The sequence below is a fragment of the Burkholderia arboris genome (assembly GCF_038723655.1).
Taxonomy (GTDB): domain Bacteria; phylum Pseudomonadota; class Gammaproteobacteria; order Burkholderiales; family Burkholderiaceae; genus Burkholderia; species Burkholderia arboris.
Map to the genome: position 1 here is coordinate 1,063,635 of NZ_CP109823.1, position 20,140 is coordinate 1,083,774.

Annotated in this window: 18 protein-coding genes; 14 read left to right on the top strand and 4 right to left on the bottom strand. The window is 65.0% G+C overall.

The window, feature by feature from the left end; all coding sequences use genetic code 11:
- Positions 1-2 precede the first annotated feature (2 nt).
- Positions 3-1,022, bottom strand: a complete 1,020-nt coding sequence (locus tag OHZ10_RS37290) for an alpha/beta hydrolase (RefSeq protein WP_342706191.1) — start codon at positions 1,020-1,022, stop codon at positions 3-5.
- 147 nt (positions 1,023-1,169) lie between these two features.
- Here OHZ10_RS37290 and OHZ10_RS37295 point away from each other — a divergent pair, with 147 nt between their 5' ends.
- Positions 1,170-1,766: a TetR/AcrR family transcriptional regulator gene (locus tag OHZ10_RS37295; RefSeq protein ID WP_059241148.1), complete on the top strand. Its 597-nt coding sequence runs from the start codon at positions 1,170-1,172 to the stop codon at positions 1,764-1,766.
- 33 nt (positions 1,767-1,799) lie between these two features.
- Here OHZ10_RS37295 and OHZ10_RS37300 read toward each other — a convergent pair whose 3' ends face one another.
- Entirely contained in the window at positions 1,800-2,612 is an 813-nt protein-coding gene (locus OHZ10_RS37300; protein ID WP_174993613.1) for a DNA-binding transcriptional regulator, read from the bottom strand.
- A gap of 164 nt (positions 2,613-2,776) precedes the next feature.
- On the opposite strand from OHZ10_RS37300, the gene OHZ10_RS37305 reads away from it, so the two are divergent.
- The 8 genes from OHZ10_RS37305 (at position 2,777) to OHZ10_RS37340 (ending at position 12,200) form a co-directional block, all read left to right on the top strand.
- On the top strand, positions 2,777-4,624 hold the full coding sequence (locus OHZ10_RS37305; RefSeq protein ID WP_342706192.1) for a bifunctional 3-(3-hydroxy-phenyl)propionate/3-hydroxycinnamic acid hydroxylase: 1,848 nt from the start codon (positions 2,777-2,779) through the stop codon (positions 4,622-4,624).
- A gap of 1 nt (position 4,625) precedes the next feature.
- Positions 4,626-5,579 (top strand): 3-carboxyethylcatechol 2,3-dioxygenase, encoded by a 954-nt coding sequence (locus OHZ10_RS37310; RefSeq protein ID WP_059241151.1) that lies wholly within the window; start codon positions 4,626-4,628, stop codon positions 5,577-5,579.
- 4 nt (positions 5,580-5,583) lie between these two features.
- Complete coding sequence (gene mhpD, locus OHZ10_RS37315; RefSeq protein ID WP_059241152.1) at positions 5,584-6,372, top strand: 2-keto-4-pentenoate hydratase; 789 nt, start codon at positions 5,584-5,586, stop codon at positions 6,370-6,372.
- A 17-nt stretch (positions 6,373-6,389) separates the two neighbouring features.
- A complete protein-coding gene (locus OHZ10_RS37320; RefSeq protein ID WP_342706505.1) occupies positions 6,390-7,337 on the top strand; it encodes an acetaldehyde dehydrogenase (acetylating) in 948 nt (315 codons plus the stop codon).
- A 15-nt stretch (positions 7,338-7,352) separates the two neighbouring features.
- Entirely contained in the window at positions 7,353-8,375 is a 1,023-nt protein-coding gene (gene dmpG, locus OHZ10_RS37325) for a 4-hydroxy-2-oxovalerate aldolase (RefSeq protein WP_320205743.1), read from the top strand.
- Between the two features lie 58 nt (positions 8,376-8,433).
- Complete coding sequence (gene mhpT, locus OHZ10_RS37330; protein WP_256087652.1) at positions 8,434-9,687, top strand: 3-(3-hydroxy-phenyl)propionate transporter MhpT; 1,254 nt, start codon at positions 8,434-8,436, stop codon at positions 9,685-9,687.
- Between the two features lie 14 nt (positions 9,688-9,701).
- Entirely contained in the window at positions 9,702-10,568 is an 867-nt protein-coding gene (locus tag OHZ10_RS37335) for an alpha/beta fold hydrolase (RefSeq protein ID WP_059241156.1), read from the top strand.
- A gap of 216 nt (positions 10,569-10,784) precedes the next feature.
- Positions 10,785-12,200: an MFS transporter gene (locus OHZ10_RS37340; protein WP_226196087.1), complete on the top strand. Its 1,416-nt coding sequence runs from the start codon at positions 10,785-10,787 to the stop codon at positions 12,198-12,200.
- A gap of 98 nt (positions 12,201-12,298) precedes the next feature.
- Here the strand turns inward: OHZ10_RS37340 and OHZ10_RS37345 are convergent, their stop codons facing one another.
- The gene (locus tag OHZ10_RS37345; RefSeq protein ID WP_342706193.1) at positions 12,299-13,225 is read right to left on the bottom strand and encodes an amidohydrolase family protein; all 927 of its coding nucleotides are present in this window, start codon (positions 13,223-13,225) and stop codon (positions 12,299-12,301) included.
- A 624-nt stretch (positions 13,226-13,849) separates the two neighbouring features.
- Entirely contained in the window at positions 13,850-14,554 is a 705-nt protein-coding gene (locus OHZ10_RS37350; RefSeq protein ID WP_059241158.1) for a TetR/AcrR family transcriptional regulator, read from the bottom strand.
- A gap of 127 nt (positions 14,555-14,681) precedes the next feature.
- Here OHZ10_RS37350 and OHZ10_RS37355 point away from each other — a divergent pair, with 127 nt between their 5' ends.
- The 5 genes from OHZ10_RS37355 to OHZ10_RS37375 all read left to right on the top strand — a co-directional run bounded on the left by OHZ10_RS37355 (position 14,682) and on the right by OHZ10_RS37375 (position 20,135).
- Positions 14,682-15,572 (top strand): alpha/beta fold hydrolase, encoded by an 891-nt coding sequence (locus OHZ10_RS37355; protein WP_059241159.1) that lies wholly within the window; start codon positions 14,682-14,684, stop codon positions 15,570-15,572.
- 71 nt (positions 15,573-15,643) lie between these two features.
- Complete coding sequence (locus OHZ10_RS37360; protein ID WP_226196085.1) at positions 15,644-16,597, top strand: VOC family protein; 954 nt, start codon at positions 15,644-15,646, stop codon at positions 16,595-16,597.
- Entirely contained in the window at positions 16,594-18,357 is a 1,764-nt protein-coding gene (locus tag OHZ10_RS37365) for a bifunctional 3-(3-hydroxy-phenyl)propionate/3-hydroxycinnamic acid hydroxylase (protein WP_256087656.1), read from the top strand. Before OHZ10_RS37360 ends, OHZ10_RS37365 begins: the two co-directional genes overlap by 4 nt.
- Positions 18,358-18,381: 24 nt before the next feature.
- Positions 18,382-19,176 (top strand): 2-keto-4-pentenoate hydratase, encoded by a 795-nt coding sequence (locus OHZ10_RS37370; RefSeq protein ID WP_340625812.1) that lies wholly within the window; start codon positions 18,382-18,384, stop codon positions 19,174-19,176.
- Positions 19,177-19,187: 11 nt separating this feature from the next.
- Entirely contained in the window at positions 19,188-20,135 is a 948-nt protein-coding gene (locus OHZ10_RS37375) for an acetaldehyde dehydrogenase (acetylating) (RefSeq protein WP_340625813.1), read from the top strand.
- The last annotated feature ends 5 nt before the right edge of the window (positions 20,136-20,140 follow it).

Sequence of the window (20,140 nt, forward strand, 5' to 3'; positions counted from 1 at the left end):
GTTCACTGCGACCGGATCCACGCTTCGATCGGGCCGAGCGTACCCGGTGCATACGCGTGGCGCCCGAGCGCCATGTACAGCCAGGTCTTCCACTTCGGCCAGTCGGACTCGAGCTGGTAGTCGAACCAGCCGGCGCGCAGCAACGCATGCGTCGCCGCAGGCACCACGACGACGCGCCGGTCGGGCCGGTTCGCGAATGCGTGCGCATAGGTGTTCGCTTCGTCGACCGGGTCGACGTTGCGGTCCAGCGCACCCCACACGGCCAGCACGGGCCCCTGCATGGTTGCAAGCGCCTGTGACGCGTCTTCCGGGTAGTTGCGCGCGATGAAGCCGAAGCGGCGCGGCTCGATGTCCGGGCGCCGGGCCGGATCGGCCGGCACGTCCGCCCGGTCGAAGATTGCGTCGTTCTCGCGCCGCTCGGCGGCCAGTGTCGCATCGATTCGATCCGGCTGCAGGCCGGTTGCCAGGAGTCGCTGCCGGGTCAGGTAGGTGCCTTGCCGGCGCCAGCTGGCGGCGCCGCCGACGATCACCGAGAACGCCGGCCGGACTGCGTTCGCCACGCGCGGGACGACCCAGCCGCCCTGCGAGAAGCCGAGCAGGCCGATCTTGTGTGCGGGGCCGGCGACGGCGCGCACGCGCGCCATCGCGGCGATCGTTTCGTTCGCGCGGTCCTGCATCGATTGCGCAAGCCAGTCGCCGCCGCTGCGGCCGGTGCCCTGCTTGTCCCACGCGAATACACCGATGCCGGCGTCGAGCAGGCTGTTGACGAGCGGCAGCATCGCGTCGTCCGAGAAGCGCGTGCGCGGCCCGTCGCCATGCACGAGCAGCACGATCGGCGCATCGGGCGCGTGCGCCGGCAGCGCGAGCGTGCCGACGAGGTCGGCGCCGCCCGCGTGGAATGCGAGCGTCGACACGTTCGCACCCCTCAGTTCGAAATCGGACAGGCCGCGCAGCACGAGCGCGCCGGCCGCGACGCATGCGAACAGGACGAGTGCGATGCCGGCAACGGCGATGCGTTTCATTGGCCCTCTCTCTGGTGGTGTAAGCGCATGCCGCAGGCGGCCCATGCATGAGCACGATGCCTTGACGCCTGTGGTGCATCGCAATGATAATAGATCGACTAATCAGTCTAATAAATATTTGAGCCTTCGTCGAGCCCGGAGTTCCCGTTGAGAAAGATCGATCCTGAAAGAGTGGAAGCGAAGCGGCGCCAGATCCTGGACGCCGCGATCGACTGTTTTGCGCGCGACGGCTTCCATGCGACGTCCACGGCCGCGATCTGCAAGGCGGCCGGCATGAGCCCCGGCAACCTGTTTCACTACTTCCCGACCAAGGCGGCGATCATCGAGGCGATCGCGCAGGACGACCAGCGCGAGATGGCCGAGTTGTTCGCGCGGCATGCGGACGCCGACGACGCGCTGGCGGCAATCGAGGAGATTGCGCTGGCGTTGATGGAACTGTCGAGCGATCCCGTCTATGCGCGCATCAGCATCGAGACTGCGGCCGAGGCGACGCGCAATCCGGACGTTGCCGCGCTGTTCGCGGCCAACGAGGCGCAGGTGAAGGGGCGGATGGCCGCGCTGATCAAGCGCGGCGTGGCGCAGGGGAAGATCGACGGAAGCCTGAAGCCGGATCTCGTCGCGACGTGGGTGCTCGCGCTGGCGGAAGGGGCGGTCTGTCGCGTCGTGTTCGAGCCGGGATTCAAGCCGCGCACGCATCGCGCGATGCTGCGGACGATCATTCAGCGGATGTTGCGGCCCCAGTGAGGGTGGCTGCCGGGGATTCGCTTACGGATTCGCTTACGCCGACTGATGAGGGGGAGTCCCTGGTTCCCGCTTCAACGCCGCAGCAATTTCCATCGCCGTTTTCTGTAACTCGGGCACGTAGCGGCGCGTGGCGTCCGCGAGACTGACCGCGCGCGACAGGAAGACGATATTGAGACTCGCGATCACGCGTTCGTCTGCACTGATCGCGACAGCCACCGCACCGATTTTCGCCTGGGCGGCCCAGTCGCCGTGATTCGATCCGAAACCATCCTCGTGCACACGCCGGATCAGCTTGCGCACGAGCGCATCGTTTCTCGCGAACGCCTGTTGTTCTTCGCCGCCCGCGCCGGAGCGCAACAGTTCCAGAATGTCCTCGCGCTCCTCGTCGGGGCACATCGCGAAGTAGGCGCGGCCCGCCGCCGTCAGCAAGATCGGCAAACGCCGCCCGACCATCGCGCGATGAAACGACAGCCGGCTGAAGCGATGCGTCGTCTCGCGGATGATCATCGCGTCGCCATCGGGCGTGGTCAGATCGGATGGCCACGCAACGCGCTGCAGTAGCTGCCCCATGATCGGCGGCGCCACGGTCGCGATGCGCTCGGTATCGGTGAATCCCTCGCTCAACGAACGCACGGCGAGCGTCAGGCGGAAGCTGTCGTCCGATGTGCTGCGGCGCACGAACCCTTCCTCCATCAACGTTTCGAGCAGACGGCGCACCGTGGTGCGATGCAGGCCGGTCAGATCGGCGATCTGTTGACTCGTTGCGCGTCCGTCTTCCATCGCGTTGAGCGCGCGCAGCACCTGAAGGCCGCGCGCCAGTCCGCGCACGTTGGTGTAGGTTGTCACGTCAAAAATCCCATTGAAATCAATCATGTGCATTCTATGCACATTCTGGAGATTTTGTTGAGGGTGTTTTCGGCGGTCCATAAACTGCATTCATAAGCTGAACGACCGGGAGCCAGGCGCTTCGCCGGTTCAGCACATCGGACAAGCCCAGTCAGGAGACAAGCATGCGCCCCGCCTTTGAACCGGCGGCCGGCAACGGCCGCGCTCATCCTCGCGAAACGACACACCGTTCGATCGACGCCGATGTCGCCATCATTGGCGCAGGCCCGGTCGGCCTGATGATCGCGAACATTCTCGGCCTGCAGGGCGTGCGCGTCGCCGTGATCGAGAAGCTCGCGCAGATCATCGACTATCCGCGCGCCATCGGCCTCGACGACGAAGCACTGCGTGTATTCCAGTCGGTCGGCCTTGTCGACGCGCTGCTTCCGCACACCACGCCGAATCACTGGATGCGCTTCACGCTGAAAGGAAAGTGCTTCGCGTCGATCGAGCCGCGCACCGACGAGTTCGGCTGGCCGCGCCGCAATGCCTTCATCCAGCCGCTCGCCGATCGGATTCTGTATCGCGGTCTCGAGCGTTTCGACAATGTGTCGACGCTGCTTGGCCACAGCGTCGACAGCTTCGCGCAGGACGCGTGCGGGGTGACCATCGACGCGACCGACGCGCACGGCGTGAAGACGACGATCCGCGCCGCGTACATGGTCGGCGCGGACGGTGGCAACAGCCTGGTGCGCCGCACGCTCGACGTGCCGTTCGAAGGCCGCACGAAGCCGAATCAATGGATCGTGATCGACGTGCGCAACGATCCGATCGGCTCTCCGCATGTCTATCTGCATTGCGACGCGCGGCGCCCCTACGTGTCGGCGGCGCTGCCGCACGGCATCCGGCGCTTCGAATTCATGGTGATGCCCGGGGAGACGGAGGCGGAGCTGTCGAGGCCGGAGAACATGGCGGCGTTGGTGCGCGGGGTTGTCGACGATCCTGACAAGGTCGACTACATTCGTCAGCGGGTCTATACGCACAACGCGCGGCTCGCGAGCACGTTCCGCGTGAAGCGCATCCTGCTCGCGGGGGACGCCGCGCACATCATGCCGGTGTGGCAGGGGCAGGGTTACAACAGCGGCATTCGCGACGCGAGCAATCTCGGCTGGAAGCTCGCGATGGTCGTGAAAGGCACGGCGCACGACGCGCTGCTCGATACCTACACGATGGAGCGGCGCGCCCACGCGCGCTCGATGATCCACCTCTCGGAAGTCGCGGGCGACATCTTCGCGCCGACGAGCTTCTTCGGATCGAAAGTGCGCGACGCGTTCGTGCGCTGTTTCGACATGCTGCCTTCCCTGAAACGCTACTTCGTCGAAATGCGCTTCAAGCCGATGCCGCGCTATGAAGAGGGCGTCGTGCTTCTGGCGCGACGCGAGCGGTCCGACGGCCTGCTCGCGCGCCTGATCGCGAAGCGGGGGCACGGCGCGTTCGGGCGGCTGGTCGGCCTGATGAGCGAGAAGCGCGAATCGCTGATCGGGCGGATGGTGCATGGCCGTGATGCGCAGGCGGGCACCCCCGTAGGCCGCATGTTCATCCAGCCGCGCGTGCGTCTCGCTGATGGCAGCATCGTCCGGCTCGACGATGCGATCGGCAATCGCTTCGCGATCGTGGGCTGGGGCACGGACCCGACCTTCGGCCTGACGCCCGAGGCGCGCCGCATCTGGAGCGCGCTTGGGGGATGCTTCGTGCTCGCGAAGCCCGACCCGCAGCTCGCCTTCCACGATGACGTGCCCGAAGACGTGATCGCCATAGGCGATGTCGACTCGCGCCTGCGCGACTGGTTCGCGCGCGTGCCGGAATCGGTCGTGCTGTTGCGGCCGGACCGCTTCGTGGCGGGCATGTGCTCGCCGCAATGCGTATCGGATTGCGTGTCGCAGCTCGCACAAAGGCTGTCGCTTCCGACGACAACGGGCGCGACGGCCAGCGACGCGACGTTCGCGCACGCCGCCGACCTGGCAGGAGCCTGAGATGCCGATCCATCTCGAATGCATGTCGCACACGCCGCTGCACGGTTATTTCGATCCCGCGCCGGCAGTTGTCGCGGAAGTCGAGCGGGTGCAGCGCGCGGCGCGCGAGCGGGTCGACGCGTTCGATCCGGAGTTGGTGATCGTGTTCGCGCCGGATCACTACAACGGATTTTTCTACGACGTGATGCCGCAGTTCTGCATTGGCGTAGGGGCGACGGCTGTCGGCGATTTCGGCAGCGCGGCCGGCCCGTTGCCCGTCGCGCGCGATGTGGCGCTCGCGCTCGCCGATGCCACGCTCGCCAGCGATATCGACGTCGCCGTGTCGTATCGCATGCAGGTCGATCACGGCTGCGCGCAGGCGCTCGAGGTGCTCACGGGCGGCATCGACCGCTATCCGGTGGTACCCGTCTTCATCAACTCGGTTGCGCCGCCGATGGCGTCGTGCCGCCGCGCACGACTGCTCGGCGATGCGATTGGCCGTGCCGTCGCGCGCACGAACCGGCGCGTGTTGCTGATCGGCTCGGGCGGTATCTCGCATGAGCCGCCGGTGCCGGAAATCGCGGGCGCGGACGATGTCGTCGCGGAGCGGTTGATTGCGGGCCGCAACCCGTCGCCGGAATCGCGCGATGCGCGGCAATCCCGCACCGTCGCGGCGGCCAAGGCATTCGCGGCGGGTGACAGCCGCCTGCATCCGCTCAATCCCGCATGGGACCGCATGTTTCTCGGGCTGCTCGAACGCGGTGACATCACCGCCGCCGATGGCCTCACGAACGAAGCGATCACGCGTGATGCGGGCAAGTCCGCGCACGAGATCCGCACGTGGGTCGCCGCATTCGGTGCGCTTGCGGCGAGCGGCCCATACGCGGCATCGATCGATTACTACCGCGCGATTCCAGAATGGATCGCGGGCTTTGGCGCGATGCATGCGCGAGAACGGGCCCTTTCCAGGAGATAGAGCCATGTCGGATGACAACAGCATTGTTTCGATGGCCGCGCGCCTGCGTGAAGCGCAGGCCTCGCGCCGGCCGATCGCGCCGTTGCGCGATACGTGTCCAGAAGGCGACGCGACGCGCGCCTACGCGATCCAGCAGATCAACAACGACTTGCGCAAGGCGAACGGCGAGCGGATCGTCGGCAGGAAGATCGGCCTGACTTCGCCCGCGGTGCAGAAGCAACTCGGCGTCGATCAGCCGGACTTCGGCGCGTTGTTCGCGTCGATGGCTTACGGCGACAGCCAGCCGATGCCGCTTGCCTCGTTGATCCAGCCGAAGGTCGAAGCGGAGATCGCGCTCGTGCTCGAACGCGACCTGACCGCCGAAAAACACACGTTCCCGGATCTGATCTCCGCGACCGCGTATGCGGTGGCCGCGATCGAGGTCGTCGACAGTCGCATCCGCGACTGGGACATCCGGTTTTTCGACACCGTGGCGGACAACGCGTCGAGCGCGCTGTTCGTGCTTGGTAGCCGGCCGGTCCTGCTGCGCGATATCGAGCTGACCGCGTGCGCGATGACGCTCACGCAGGACGGCGAAGTGCTTTCACGTGGCAATGGCGGCGCGTGCCTCGGCAATCCACTGAATGCGGCTGCTTGGCTCGCGGACCGGATGGTTCGCCTCGGCACGCCGCTGCGCGCGGGCGACATCGTGCTGACGGGCGCGCTTGGCCCGATGGTCGCGGTGAAGGCGGCCGGCACTTATACCGCGCATATCGAAGGGCTCGGCAGTGTGCGCGCCAGTTTCAGCGAATGACGGACGGAGACATTCCCATGGCAACAGACAACACCCGGTGCAAAGCGGCGATCATCGGATCCGGCAACATCGGCACCGACCTGATGATCAAGATCATGCGTCGCAGCAAGCATCTCGACGTCGCGGCGATGGTCGGCATCGATCCGGCCTCGGACGGCCTCGCGCGCGCCGCGAGGCTCGGCGTGGCGACGACGCATGAAGGCGTGGAAGGACTGGCGCGCCTGCCCGTATTCGACGAGATCGACTTCGTGTTCGATGCGACGTCCGCCGGCGCGCATATGAAGAACGACGCGTTCCTGCGCACGCTCAAGCCCGGCATTCGCGTGATCGACCTGACGCCTGCTGCCATCGGCCCGTATTGTGTGCCGGTGGTGAACCTCGACGCGCATCTCGATGCGCCGAACGTGAACATGGTCACGTGCGGCGGACAGGCGACGATCCCGATGGTCGCCGCCGTGTCGCGGGTCGCAAAGGTGCATTACGCGGAGATCGTTGCATCGATCAGCAGCAAGTCGGCAGGGCCCGGCACGCGCGCCAACATCGACGAGTTCACGGAGACGACGTCGAAGGCGATTGAAGCGGTCGGCGGCGCCGGCAAGGGCAAGGCGATCATCGTGCTCAATCCGGCCGAGCCGCCGCTCATGATGCGCGACACGGTCTATGTGCTGTCCGAAGCGGCAGACCGGGCGCTGATCGAAACGTCGGTCAGCCAGATGGCCGCGGCGGTCCAGGCCTATGTGCCCGGCTATCGCCTGAAGCAATCCGTGCAGTTCGACGACATCCCCGCCGCTGCGCCGTTGCATATCCCCGGACTCGGCCATTTCAGCGGACTCAAGACCTCGATCTTCATCGAGGTGGAGGGCGCGGCCCATTATCTGCCGGCCTACGCGGGCAATCTCGACATCATGACTTCCGCCGCGCTGGCAACGGCCGAGCGCATGGCCGCGTCGCTTGTGAACGCCTGAAGCAAGGAGCACTCGATCATGGACAAGAAACTCTATATTTCCGACGTGACGCTGCGCGACGGCATGCACGCGATCCGTCATCAGTATTCGATTCAGAACGTGCAGGACATCGCCCGTGCGCTGGACGACGCGAAGGTCGACAGCATCGAGGTCGCGCATGGCGATGGCCTGCAGGGTTCGAGCTTCAACTATGGCTTCGGCGCGCACAGCGACCTGGAGTGGATCGAGGCAGTCGCCGACGTGGTGAAGCACGCGACGATCGCGACGCTGCTGCTGCCCGGCATCGGCACGATTCACGATCTGAAGGCCGCGTACGACGCGGGCGCGCGTGTCGTCCGTGTCGCGACCCATTGCACGGAAGCGGACATTTCGAAGCAGCACATCGAGTATGCGCGCAGCCTCGGCATGGACACCGTCGGCTTTCTGATGATGAGCCACATGACCACGCCCGACAACCTCGCGGCCGAAGCGAAGAAGATGGAAAGCTACGGCGCGACCTGCGTATACGTGGTCGATTCCGGCGGCGCGATGAACATGAACGACATCCGGGCGCGCTTCAGGGCGCTCAAGGCGGTGCTTCGTCCGGAGACCCGGACGGGCATGCATGCCCATCACAACCTGAGCCTCGGCGTCGCCAACTCGATCGTTGCGGTCGAGGAGGGGTGCGACCGCATCGATGCGAGTCTGGCGGGCATGGGGGCGGGAGCGGGCAATGCCCCTCTCGAAGTGTTCGTCGCGGCGGCCGAGCGCCTTGGCTGGCATCACGGCACCGATCTCCATCGCCTGCTCGATGCGGCCGACGATATCGTGCGCCCGTTGCAGGACCGGCCGGTGCGCGTGGACCGCGAAACGCTCGCGCTGGGCTATGCGGGCGTGTATTCGAGCTTCCTGCGGCATTCCGAAGTCGCGGCGAAGAAGTACGGCCTGAAAGCTGTCGACATTCTCGTCGAACTGGGCAAGCGACGCATGGTGGGCGGTCAGGAAGACATGATCGTCGACGTTGCGCTCGATCTGAAGAAGCGCGAAGCACGCGCCTGAACCATCCGTCATGCCACGCGCCATGAAGAGCGCTGCACCGTTCAACCTGGAGACATCATTGAAAACGTCAACGGCTTTCCCGCCGCGCGCCGGCGGCGCCATCACCATCGGCCTGTGCCTCGCGGTCGCGCTCCTCGAGGGGCTCGACCTGCAATCCACCGGCATCGCCGCGCCGCGCATGGCACGCGAGTTTCATCTCGCGGTCGCGCAGCTCGGCTGGGCATTCGGCATCGGCGCGCTCGGCCTGCTGCCGGGCGCGGCGATTGGCGGCAGGCTCGCGGATCGCATCGGCCGCAAGCGCGTGCTGATGATGTCGGTCGCGCTGTTCGGGATATTTTCGATTGCAACGACCCAGGTGTGGGATCTGCAGAGCCTGCTCGTCGCGCGCTTTCTCACGGGCCTCGGTCTCGGTGCTGCGATGCCGAACCTGATCGCGCTGTGCGCGGAAGCGGCGGCGCCCGGACAACGCAGCACGGCAGTCGGCGCGATGTACTGCGGCATGCCGTTCGGCGCGGCGCTCGCGGCCGTGATCGGCATCGTCAGCCCGGGCGCCGAGGGCTGGCGGCACATTTTCTATGTCGGCGGGATCGGGCCGCTGCTGACCTTGCCGCTGCTGGCGCTCTTCCTGAAGGAGTCGACGCACTTCGTCGCGGCGAGCCAGGCTGCGACCCGCGAGTCGAAGGACGGCATCGTGCGCGCGCTCTTCAGCGACGGGCGCGCGGTGACGACCATCGCGCTGTGGATCAGCTACCTGGGAACGCTGATCGTGCTGTATTTCCTGATGAACTGGTTGCCGTCGATGGTGCTCTCGCGCGGCCTCACACCGGTACAGGCAAGCATCGTGCAGATGATGTTCAACATCGGCGGCGGCGTCGGCGCGATCGTGATCGCAGGGCTGATGGATCGCATGGGCAAGCGGCCGGTCGTGGTCGGCATGTATGCGGGCATCGCGATTGCGTTGCTGGCGCTCGCCAGCGCGACGGGCAGCGTGTCGATGGCATGGGGCGGCCTGCTGGCGGGGCTGTTTCTCGTTGGCACGCAATCGGTGCTGTATGCGCTTGCCGGTGCAACGTATCCGACGCGGGTGCGCGGCACGGGCGTCGGCGCAGCGGTGGCCGTCGGCCGTGTGGGTTCGATGGTCGGCCCGCTGATCGCCGGGCAACTGCTGGCGTTGGGCCAGAGCGCGTCGATGCTCGTGATCTCGAGCATTCCGCTCATCGTGATCGCGGCGCTCGGTGCGCTCGCCGTGGTCGCGAAATCTCCGCGCGAGTCGGCCAACGGCTCGCACACACTTGGAACCGAATCGATCTGACGAAGGACATCGACATGACTGACACCGTGATTCATACAGAGGCCGCGACCAGCAGGTTCGTGAACGTGATGGAAGGCGGCACGGAACTGCGCGTGCACTACAACGACACCGGCGCAGGGGCGGAAACGCTGGTGCTGCTGCACGGTTCCGGCCCGGGTGCGAGCGGCTGGGCCAACTTTTATCGCAACGTCGACGTATTCGCTCGCGCGGGCTACCGTGTGATCCTCGTCGACTGTCCCGGTTGGGGCAAGAGCGATTCGATCGTCTGCACCGGCTCGCGCTCCGACCTCAACGCGCGTGTGCTGAAGGGCGTACTGGATACGCTCGGCATCGAACGCGCACATCTCGTCGGCAACTCGATGGGCGGGCATAGCGCGGTGGCATTCGCGCTGTCGTATCCGGAGCGCGTCGGCAAGCTGGTGCTGATGGGCGGCGGCACGGGCGGCCCGAGCCAGTTCGTGCCGATGCCGACCGAAGGGATCAAGCTGCTGCAGGGACTGTATCGCGAGCCGACGCTCGAGAATCTGGAGAAGATGCTCAACGTCTTCGTCTACGACGCGAGCACGATGACGGAAGAGCTGATGCAGACGCGGCTCGAGAACATGCTTGCGCGGCGCGATCATCTCGAGAACTTCGTGAAAAGTCTGGCGGCCAATCCGAAGCAGTTTCCGGACTATGGTTACCGGTTGAACGAGATCAAGTCGCCCGCGCTCGTGATCTGGGGGCGCGACGATCGTTTCGTGCCGATGGATGTGGGCTTGCGGCTCGTGTGGGGCATGCCGAATGCTCAACTGCATGTATTCGGGCGATGCGGGCACTGGGCGCAGTGGGAGCATGCGGACGCATTCAATCGCATGGTGCTCGACTTTCTGCAAAACTAGGCGGGCCGGCACTCGCGATTGTCGCGGGTGCCGCGCCTCTTTCTTGCGGGCCGGAGATGGCCGCGGCACGTTCCGGGAAGCCGGGTTCATCGAGTTGCCCGGGTCGCGGAGTGCGTGCGTTTCGTTCGGTCTCTGACGGCTTTCGCTCAATGGAACCGGCAGGGCACGGACGTCCAGTCCGGTGCGTATGAGCACACGTCGAGAGATCGCGCGGTCTTGTGGCTGACGATTGCTCATGGTGTTGCCGCGATCGTTTGCGCAATCGAACGCCCGCTGTTTGCCTTCGCATTCGCCTGTTATCCGGCGCATCCGGCCAAATGGCCGCGCGCCGGCAACCCCATCGAGCATCACAAGGAGTCGGACATGAGCGCAGCACCCAGAGAGGGCGCAGGTGCCAGTGGGCCCAGCAAGCTGCAACTCGCCACCATCGTCGCAGGGGCAGCAATCGGCATGGCTTTGGGTTATGCCCCGGTATTCAATGCGACAGCCGGCGTATTCGCGCCCGTCGTGCTGCGTGAATTTCATTGGACGCGGGAACAGGCGGCCATGTCCTACGCGGCGTCAATGGGCGGGCTCGCTGCGGCGAGTCCGTTCATCGGCATGCTGATGGATCGTTTTGGCGTGCGCCGCGTGATTCTCGTCTCGGCAATCGCGTTCAGTCTTGCGGTGGCATGCATGGGGCTGCAGAGCGGCGCCATCGGCGCCTGGATTGCGCTGTCGCTGGTGATCGGTGTGTCGGGCGCCGCAACGTCGGTGCTCGGCTACCTTGCGATCCTGCCGCAGTGGTTCGACCGGCGCCTCGGGCTCGCGACGGGTTGCGCGATGGTCGGACTCGGTGTGGGCACGGCAGCCGCGCCAACGGTCACCCAGCACCTCATCGCGGCGTTCCACTGGCGCCACGCCTACCAGATCAGCGCGTGCGTGTCGCTCGCGGGCTCGCTCCTTGCCTATGCGCTGATCCGGGAACGAAAGGTGGCGCCGCGGCCACGAAGGGACGATCGCCCTGCCGACCTCGCCGGCGCGGAGCCGCCATTCTCGGCGGTCAAGCTCGGCACGATCGTCGTGGTCGCTTTTCTCGCTTCGAGTGCGACGCTGTCGCTCAATCCGCATTTGCCGGTGCTGTTGGCGGATCGCGGGTTGTCGCCCGGGGCGGCGGCGAACTGCGCGTCGCTGATCGGCGTCGGAATACTCATCGGGCGCCTGATTTCCGGTGCGCTGATCGATTACCTTCATGCGCCGCTGGTCGGCGCGGGTTTCCTGCTCGCCGGCGCGTTGGGGTACCTGCTGCTCATGAACGCAGCGTCCCTGCCATCCGTGCTGCTCGCGTGCGCCTGCATCGGCCTCGCGATAGGGGCAGAGGGGGACTTGCTGTCCTATCTGGTCCGCGCCTATCTGGGGCTGAGACGTTTCGGCCTTCACTATGGCATCGCGTTCGCGGGCTACGGTTTCGGCGCAGTCGTCGGCCCGCTCGTGGCTGGCCGCTACTTCGACCTGTATCGCAACTACGCGTTACCGCTCCGGCTCGCCCCGATCGTGCTGGTGATCGCAAGCGCGCTGCTCATCTCGCTCGGCAAATATCGCACGTTGCGATCAGGTCAACCGAAGGGCAGGTTCGCGAGCGCCGACACCTGAATGGAAGCGGCGGCAGCGGATAAGAATCCGTTGCCGACCGAGAGTCGACGCACACGAGAAAGCGGGGGGCCCGGCATCCGGCGCCCCCAGCATTTTTCTTACGCCACCGCCAGTCGCGGGAACAGATGTTCCGCGTTACCGCGATAAATCGCGTGTCGCTGCGCTTCCGTCAGCGGAAACGCTTCGAGCATCCGGGTGAAATCGACCGACCGGTCCTTGTTGGCATACGGCCAGTCGCTCCCGAACGTAATCCGGGATGGATCGGCGAATGCAAGCAACGCCGGTAGCGCGTAGGGGCTGCTCGAGAGCGCTGTGTCGAAGTAGTAGCGCCTGAGTCGCGCCAGGCCACCCTCGGTGCTGTTGTCGGGCGACACAACACGCGCAATTCGCTGTGCTGCGAAGGGGACAAACCCGCCTGCGTGCGACAGGATGAATTTCACGTCAGGAAAGCGTTCGAGCCAACCGGCTTTCGCAATGTTGATCGCCGCCCGAGTCGTGTCGAGAAGAAAGTCTGCCGCATACGGGGGAATCCCGGGCACCGGCTCGCAGGGTAGATCGCCAGGGTGGATGAAGACAACTGCCTGACGCCGGTTCAGCTCTTCGAACAGCGGCGCCCAGGATTCATCACCGAGGTACGTGCCTCGTACGCTGCTGATCAGCACCACGCCGTCCGCACGGAGCGTATCCATCGCATAGGCTGCCTCCGCGATCGCGCCTTCGACATCCGGTAGCGTCAGGGTCGCGAAGAACCCGAAGCGGCGGGGGTGTCGCGAGACAACGGAGGCGGTGAATTCGTTGACCTCACGTGCTTTCTCGCGCGCCTCGATGTCATCGCCAAGATGAACCCCCGGCGTCGATACCGAGAAAATGCCCGTCGCCGTACCTTCCGCTTCCATCAGATCGAGCGCCCCTTCTTCGCTCCAGTGCGGGATCGGAAGACCTCCCGCCGTGATGCCGCGACTTTCCAGCCATGCTGCGTAGGCGGGCGGCACGATGTGATGGTGTGTATCGATTTTCGTGAGCATGTCGCATCTCCTGCTTGTGTGGCGCGACGCGAGGTCGTCGCGCGCTCTGTGGATCCTCCGCACCAGTCTAAGGACGCCACCGGGACCGTCAAATTATTCTCCGGCGTGTGCAAGGAATGCACCGACAAACCGCTTTCGGTGTCGGTCGGCGACCGCGACGGAGGGTGACGATGGGGGGCGATGCGGGGAAAATCGACGTGACGACGGCATGGGAGCGGTGGAGCGATGCCGATCGCTTGCCCGTTCTTGCTGTCCGATGTTTTGCCGGTGTACGCGATGGCAGGCCGTTCCGGTTCGCGGGCCCACGCTGCGATCGATGATTGCGGCAGTTCATCGGGGTGGCCTGCCGTCGTTTGCGTCAGGTCCAGCCGCTCTCGGTTCGATTCAGGCTGCGTACGACGGGCTGGTGGATCCGTCAGTACGAACGGGGAATGCCACGGATGCGCGAAGCAATGGGCGCCCGCGAATGGTGGCGCATGGATGGCAGGGTTGGTGACGCTGTCTGGTGCGAACACTCCATCTGCACGAAACGTTCGCGTCGAATTCGGGCAACGCGTTCATTCTCACCGGCCTGTGTCGCCCCGATCGGCTGCTCCGCCCGATGGCGTGCCGTGAGGCGGTCGATCACGGCCGGGCGTCGGGCTGCTTCGCCGCACGCACACGCCCTCGCTCCAGCAGGGACGTTTCAGGCGGCATGACCAGCGTCAGTTCGTCAAGCACGAGCCGCCGCGCTTCCTCTCCATCGACACCCAGGCCGCGCAGAATCGCGGCAACGATCTGTTCGGGCGATTCGGCCACCTCACCGTTTTCGGTGAATCGATGAATCGTCGTGAGCGCGGTTCCGGCAATCATGTCGAGCGCCAGCTCGACCGTCACGCCCTGAAATCGGCCGGTCGCCAGGCCTTGCTGGATGTGGACCGGCAGGTACACGTAGATCAGGCTGCTCGGGCCGACGGCATGGACGCCAGCTGCCGAAATGAAGCGTGCAAGCAGCGGATAGGCACGTGCGGCATACAGAAACATCCGGACGCCGCACGCAATTCTTCGGGCCGGATCTTCGTAGGCGCCCACGACCGTTTCGATCAGGCGGAGCAACTCATCGTTGAGCTCCTGCGTCACCGCTTCGAGCAGTTCCTCATTGGTACGGAAGTAGTTGTAGAAGGTGCCTTGCGACACATCGGCGGCCGCAATGACGTCCTGGATGACACTGGCGCCAATCCCTTTCTCGGCAAAAACGAGCATCGCGCTTTCGATCAGCCGCGCGCGCATCCGTTCGCGGCGCTGCGCAGCAACACGGGTCCGATGATCAATGGTCGTGGATTCACTCATGTGCCGATTATACGGTGCGGCTTACGGACGCCCGACCGGGAGCTAGGTGAAAACGAGAATATTGTCATAATGACATTAATCTCATTACAATGAATCACACCTAGCGAAATCAGGAGCAGTCGACGCCATGGACACCCCCTCCATCACGCACGCAATGCGCCAACGCACCGTCAAGGTCGGCGCACGGCACGTTTTTCTATCGGAAGCTGGCGAAGGGCCCGCCGTACTGATGCTGCATGGCGGTGGCCCGGGCGCATCGGGCCTCTCGAACTACGCGCGGAACATCGACGCGCTCGCGCGCCATTTTCGGGTGCTGGTGCCCGACATGCCGGGGTTCGGCCAGTCCACGAAAGGCGTCGACCGCAACGATCCATTCGGAGATCTCGCGGAAGGCATGCTCGGCATGCTGGACGCGCTCGGGATCCCGAATGCGCACGCCATCGGGAATTCGCTCGGCGGAGCCTGTGCGCTTCGCATGGCGCTGGAGCGCCCTCAAGCGGTGGGCCGGCTCGTGTTGATGGGCCCCGGCGGCGTCAATACGACGCGTCAGGTTCCCACGCCCGGCCTCAAACGGTTGCTGAACTATTACAAGGACGATGGCCCGAGCCTCGAGAAGCTCACGACGTTCATTCGCGGCGATCTCGTGTTCGACGGCAGTCTCGTGCCGCAGTCGATGATCGAAGAACGCTTTCGGGCCAGCATCGACCCGGCCGTCGTCGCGAGCCCGCCTTTGCTGGGCCCCAAGGGCATCCCGAAGTTCAGCAATCTCGACTTCACGCGGGATGCGCGACTGGCATCCGTGCGCAACCCGACGCTCGTTTTGTGGGGCGTGGATGACAAGGTCAACCGGGCCAGCGGCGCGTACGCGCTCCAGAAGCGCATGCCGAATTGCGATGTCTACCTGTTCAGCAATACCGGACACTGGGTGCAATGGGAGCGGTCGAACGAATTCAACGCCGCCGTGCTGGCATTCCTTGCGCAGGGCGATGCGACCGCACGCGTCGTCGCTGCCCGCTGATCGAGGGTGATGTCATGCCGACAATCGTTAGTGCGCGGTCACCCACGAGCAGCTTGTTCGGTCGTGTTCGGATGGGCTATCTGCTGGCCGAATCGGCCCGGCTTCGCGAATGGACGAAATTCGCGTCGGAAGGCCTGGGGCTGCACGTCGATACGCCCGATCCACGCGTGGTCGCATGCCGCATCGACTCGCACGACCGGCGTTTGATCATCCGTGCCGGCACGGCCGAAGATGTCATTGCCATCGGATGGCACCTCGACGACCGCGAGGCGCTTGAGCTTGCCGTCGCACGAATCTCCGCTCGCGGGGTGCGTGTAGAGGAAGGGAGCAAGGAAGAAGCGGCCTTGCGCGGCGTGAAGCGATTCTGGTTCTTCGCCGGGCCGAAGAAACTGCGCACGGAACTGTTCACGGAACCGGTCATCAGCGAACTTCCGCTGCGCATGAGTGCGACGGGCTTTGTGACGGGCGCGTCGGGGATGGGGCATGTCGCCGTCACGACCCGACAACCGGAGGTGATGCAGCAGTTCTGGAAAGACGTGTTCGATGCGCGCCTTTCCGACGAAATCGAAGACAGGATGCAAGGCCTGAATCTTGACTTCGCGTTTCTCCGATTCAACGAACGACATCATTCGTTCGCGACTGCATCGACACGTGGGATCCGCCTGAATCCGCTGCGCACGCAGATTCACCACATGAATCTTCAATGCGCATCCCTCGACGATGTGACGCAAGCCTACCTCAGGTGTCGTGCGATGGGCTATCCGATCGCGAATGCAATCGGCCAGCATCCCAATGACCGTGAACTCTCGTTCTACGTTCAGACGCCATCGGGCTTCGAGATCGAGCTCGGCTGGAACCCGATCGTGGTCGATGAGCAAACGTGGCGCCCGGCGATTTATCAAGGCATCAGTCTATGGGGCCATCGTCCGGAAAACCTGAGCCTTGGCGTGCGGTTGGGGCGCGTGCGTCGCGCGCTTGCATCGCTGACGCGTCCGGAATTTTCTGTACAAGGAGAACGTTCATGAACGGAGCGCATCCGAATGATGCGTGCGATGTCGCGATCGTCGGATTGGGGCCGACCGGCCTCGTTCTCGCGCACATGCTCGGCCAGGCCGGCCACCACGTCGTCGTGCTGGAGCGCGAACCCGTGTTCTACGGTAACGCGCGAGCGGTATACACCGACGACGAGTGCATGCGGATTTTCCAGCATCTCGACGTGGCCGACGAGATCCAGTCGCGGATGATGATGGAGACGCCCGTCCAGCTCGTGCGGCGCGATGGCACGCCGATCACACAATACATGCCGCGCAAGCGTCCGTTCGGCTGGCCCGTGATCAACTTCTTTTACCAGCCGTACCTGGAAACGACGCTGGCCGAGACGCTCGCACGTTATCCGAACGTCGACGTGCGACGGGGCCGCGAAGTCGTTGACTTCGCTCAGGATGCCGACGGCGTGAGCGTCACGCATCAGGCGACGCGCGAAGCGCGGTTCAGCGACAGTCACGATGCGCGCGCGCGCGTGGCAGGCGATCCCGATATCGGAACCCTGCGGGCGCGCTATCTGGTCGGCGCCGACGGCGGCCGGAGCGTCGTTCGCACGAAGCTCGGGATCGAGATGTCGGGCAAGAGCTTCCCCGAGCCGTGGCTCGTCGTGGACCTCGAACGCAAGCCCGGAACGGACGCGTTGCGTCATCTGCCGTACTTCAACTTCGTCGTCGACCCGAAGCTGCCGGTCGTGAGCTGCGTTCAACCCGGAAAATTCCACCGGTTCGAATTCATGTTGATGCCGGGCGAAACGAAGGAAAACATGGAGCGGCCGGAGACGGTCCGGAAGTATCTGTCGCTGTTCGTCGACCCCGATCAGTTCGTGATCAAGCGCAAGCTCGTCTATACGTTCAACGCGCTGATTGCGTCGAAGTGGCGGGTCGGACGCGTGCTGCTCGGCGGCGATGCCGCTCACATGACGCCGCAGTTCATGGGGCAGGGTGCGAGTTCCGGCGTGCGCGACGCGTACAACCTCGGCTGGAAGCTCGATCTCGTCTTGCGCGGCCTCGCGGCCGACACGCTGCTGGACACGTACCAGTCGGAACGGCATGCGCACGCGAAGGCGATGATCGACACGTCCGTCCTGCTCAAGAACGTCGTATCGGCACGCAGTCTGTCCGCCACGCTGGTGCGGGACACGTCCCTCGGCATCATCCGGGCCATACCGCCGCTCAGGCGCTGGCTCGAGGGGGGCGGCTTCAAGCCGATGCCCGTCTATCGAAAGAACGCATACCTGGGTTTGCCGCGCCGTCGCCGACGTGGCCCGGAGGGCGCGTTGATTCCGCAACCCGAGGTGCGTCTTTTCAACGGTGACCGGAAGAAACTGGACGACCTGCTCGGACACGGCTTTTCGCTGATCGGATTGAACGTCGATCCCTCCCGCTGCATGGACGATGTGTCGCGGGCAACGCTCGGCGCACTGTCGGTACGCAGCGTGACGATGTACGCGTACGGCGGCCGCCCGCAAGGGCTCGAAGGCGTCAATCGGGACAACGTGATCGAGGTTGCCGAAGTCGAGGATATCGGTGGCGAGATGATCGCGTGGTTCAACAAGGCGGGGTTCAAGACGCAGGCGGTTGCGGTACTGAGACCCGACCGCTTCGCCTTCGCCGTCGTTCCCGTCGGCGAGCTCGACAGGACCATTCGCCAACTGCGGGAGCGGCTCGGATTCGGAGCCGGCGCAGGCGATGGATTCACCCGCATGTCAAAGACGGCACCGGCCGTCGCGCAAGCGGCCTGACCCACGATTTCACATTCTTCCGCCATGTCTCATTCATTCGACCCGGCAGCCGTTCAGGCGGCTGCGAAAGCATTACGCGATGCACGTGAATCACGCACGCCGATCGACCCGATTGCCACGCGGTTCGGCATTGCAGGTCTCGACGCGGCATATGCCGTCTCGGAACTCAACACCGCGGCCCGGATCGCGGACGGCCGACGCATCGTCGGCAAGAAGATCGGCCTGACGTCGGTTGCCGTCCAGCAGCAGTTGCGCGTCGACCAGCCCGATTTCGGCGTGCTGTTCGACGACATGGAATATCTCGATGGCGACGAGGTGCCCCTGAGCCGCCTGATGCAGCCGAAGATCGAGGCGGAAGTGGCGTTCGTCGTCGGACGCGACATGGCCGATGAAGCGCCGAGCTATGGACAGGTCCTGTCGGCGCTGGCCTGTGCGCTGCCGGCGCTCGAGATCGTCGACAGCGCGATCTCGGACTGGCGCATCGCGCTCGAGGATACGGTGGCCGACAACGCATCCTGCGGCCTCTACGTTCTCGGCAATCAACCGGTGTCGCTCGGTGGCATTTCCATCGGGGAACTGGGCATGTCGATGACGCGCGACGGCAAGACCGTATCGACCGGAACGGGTGCCGCGTGCCTCGGCCATCCGTTGCGGGCCGTGTACTGGCTGGCCCGCATGATGGCGCGGCGCGGACAGATGTTGCGTGAGGGCGACGTGATCCTGTCGGGTGCGCTGGGTCCGATGGTGCCGGTTGGCGCCGGAGACACGATTCACGCGCAGATCGGTGCGCTCGGCAGCGTCAGTTGCCGTATCGGATGAGGGCGAGCCCGATGAGCACCAAACGGAAAGTCGCCATTATCGGCAGCGGGAATATCGGTACCGACCTGATGATCAAGATCCTGCGCCACGGCGAACATCTCGAGATGGGCGCCATGGTGGGAATCGATGCGGCGTCGGACGGGTTGCAGCGCGCGGCGCGCCTGGGCGTCGCGACGACCCATGAAGGCGTCGAGGGGCTGGCCCGCATGCCCGTGTTCGACGAGATCGACATCGTGTTCGATGCGACGTCTGCCGCGGCGCATACGCAGAACGATGCGTTCCTGCGCACCGTCAAGCCCGGTATTCGCGTCGTGGACCTGACGCCGGCCGCGATCGGACCGTATTGCATTCCGGTGGTGAACGGGGAGCGTCATCTCGACGCGTTGAATGTCAACATGGTGACGTGCGGCGGCCAGGCAACGATTCCGATGATCGCGGCGGTATCGCGGGTCGCGAAAGTGCACTACGGGGAGATCGTCGCGTCCATCGCGAGCAGGAGTGCCGGACCCGGCACCCGCGCCAGCATCGACGAATTCACCGAGACGACATCACGGGCGATCGAAGCGGTCGGCGGTGCAGCGAAGGGGAAGGCGATCATTGTGCTCAATCCCGCCGAGCCACCGCTGATGATGCGCGATACGGTGTACACGCTGAGCGACTTCGCCGATGAACGCGAGATCGAGGCATCGGTCGCCGGGATGGTCGAAGCCGTCCAGTCGTATGTGCCCGGGTATCGACTGAAACAACGTGTCCAGTTCGATCGTATCGAGGCCGAGCGACCGATCCGGATCCCCGGCGTCGGCGAGCGGATGGCCGGCCTCAAGACCTCGATCCTGCTCGTAGTCGAAGGCGCCGCGCACTACCTGCCGTCTTATGCGGGCAATCTCGACATCATGACGAGTGCTGCCAAGGCCGCGGCAGAACGGATCGCGGCCCGTCTCGGTGCCAATCAACAATGAGTGCC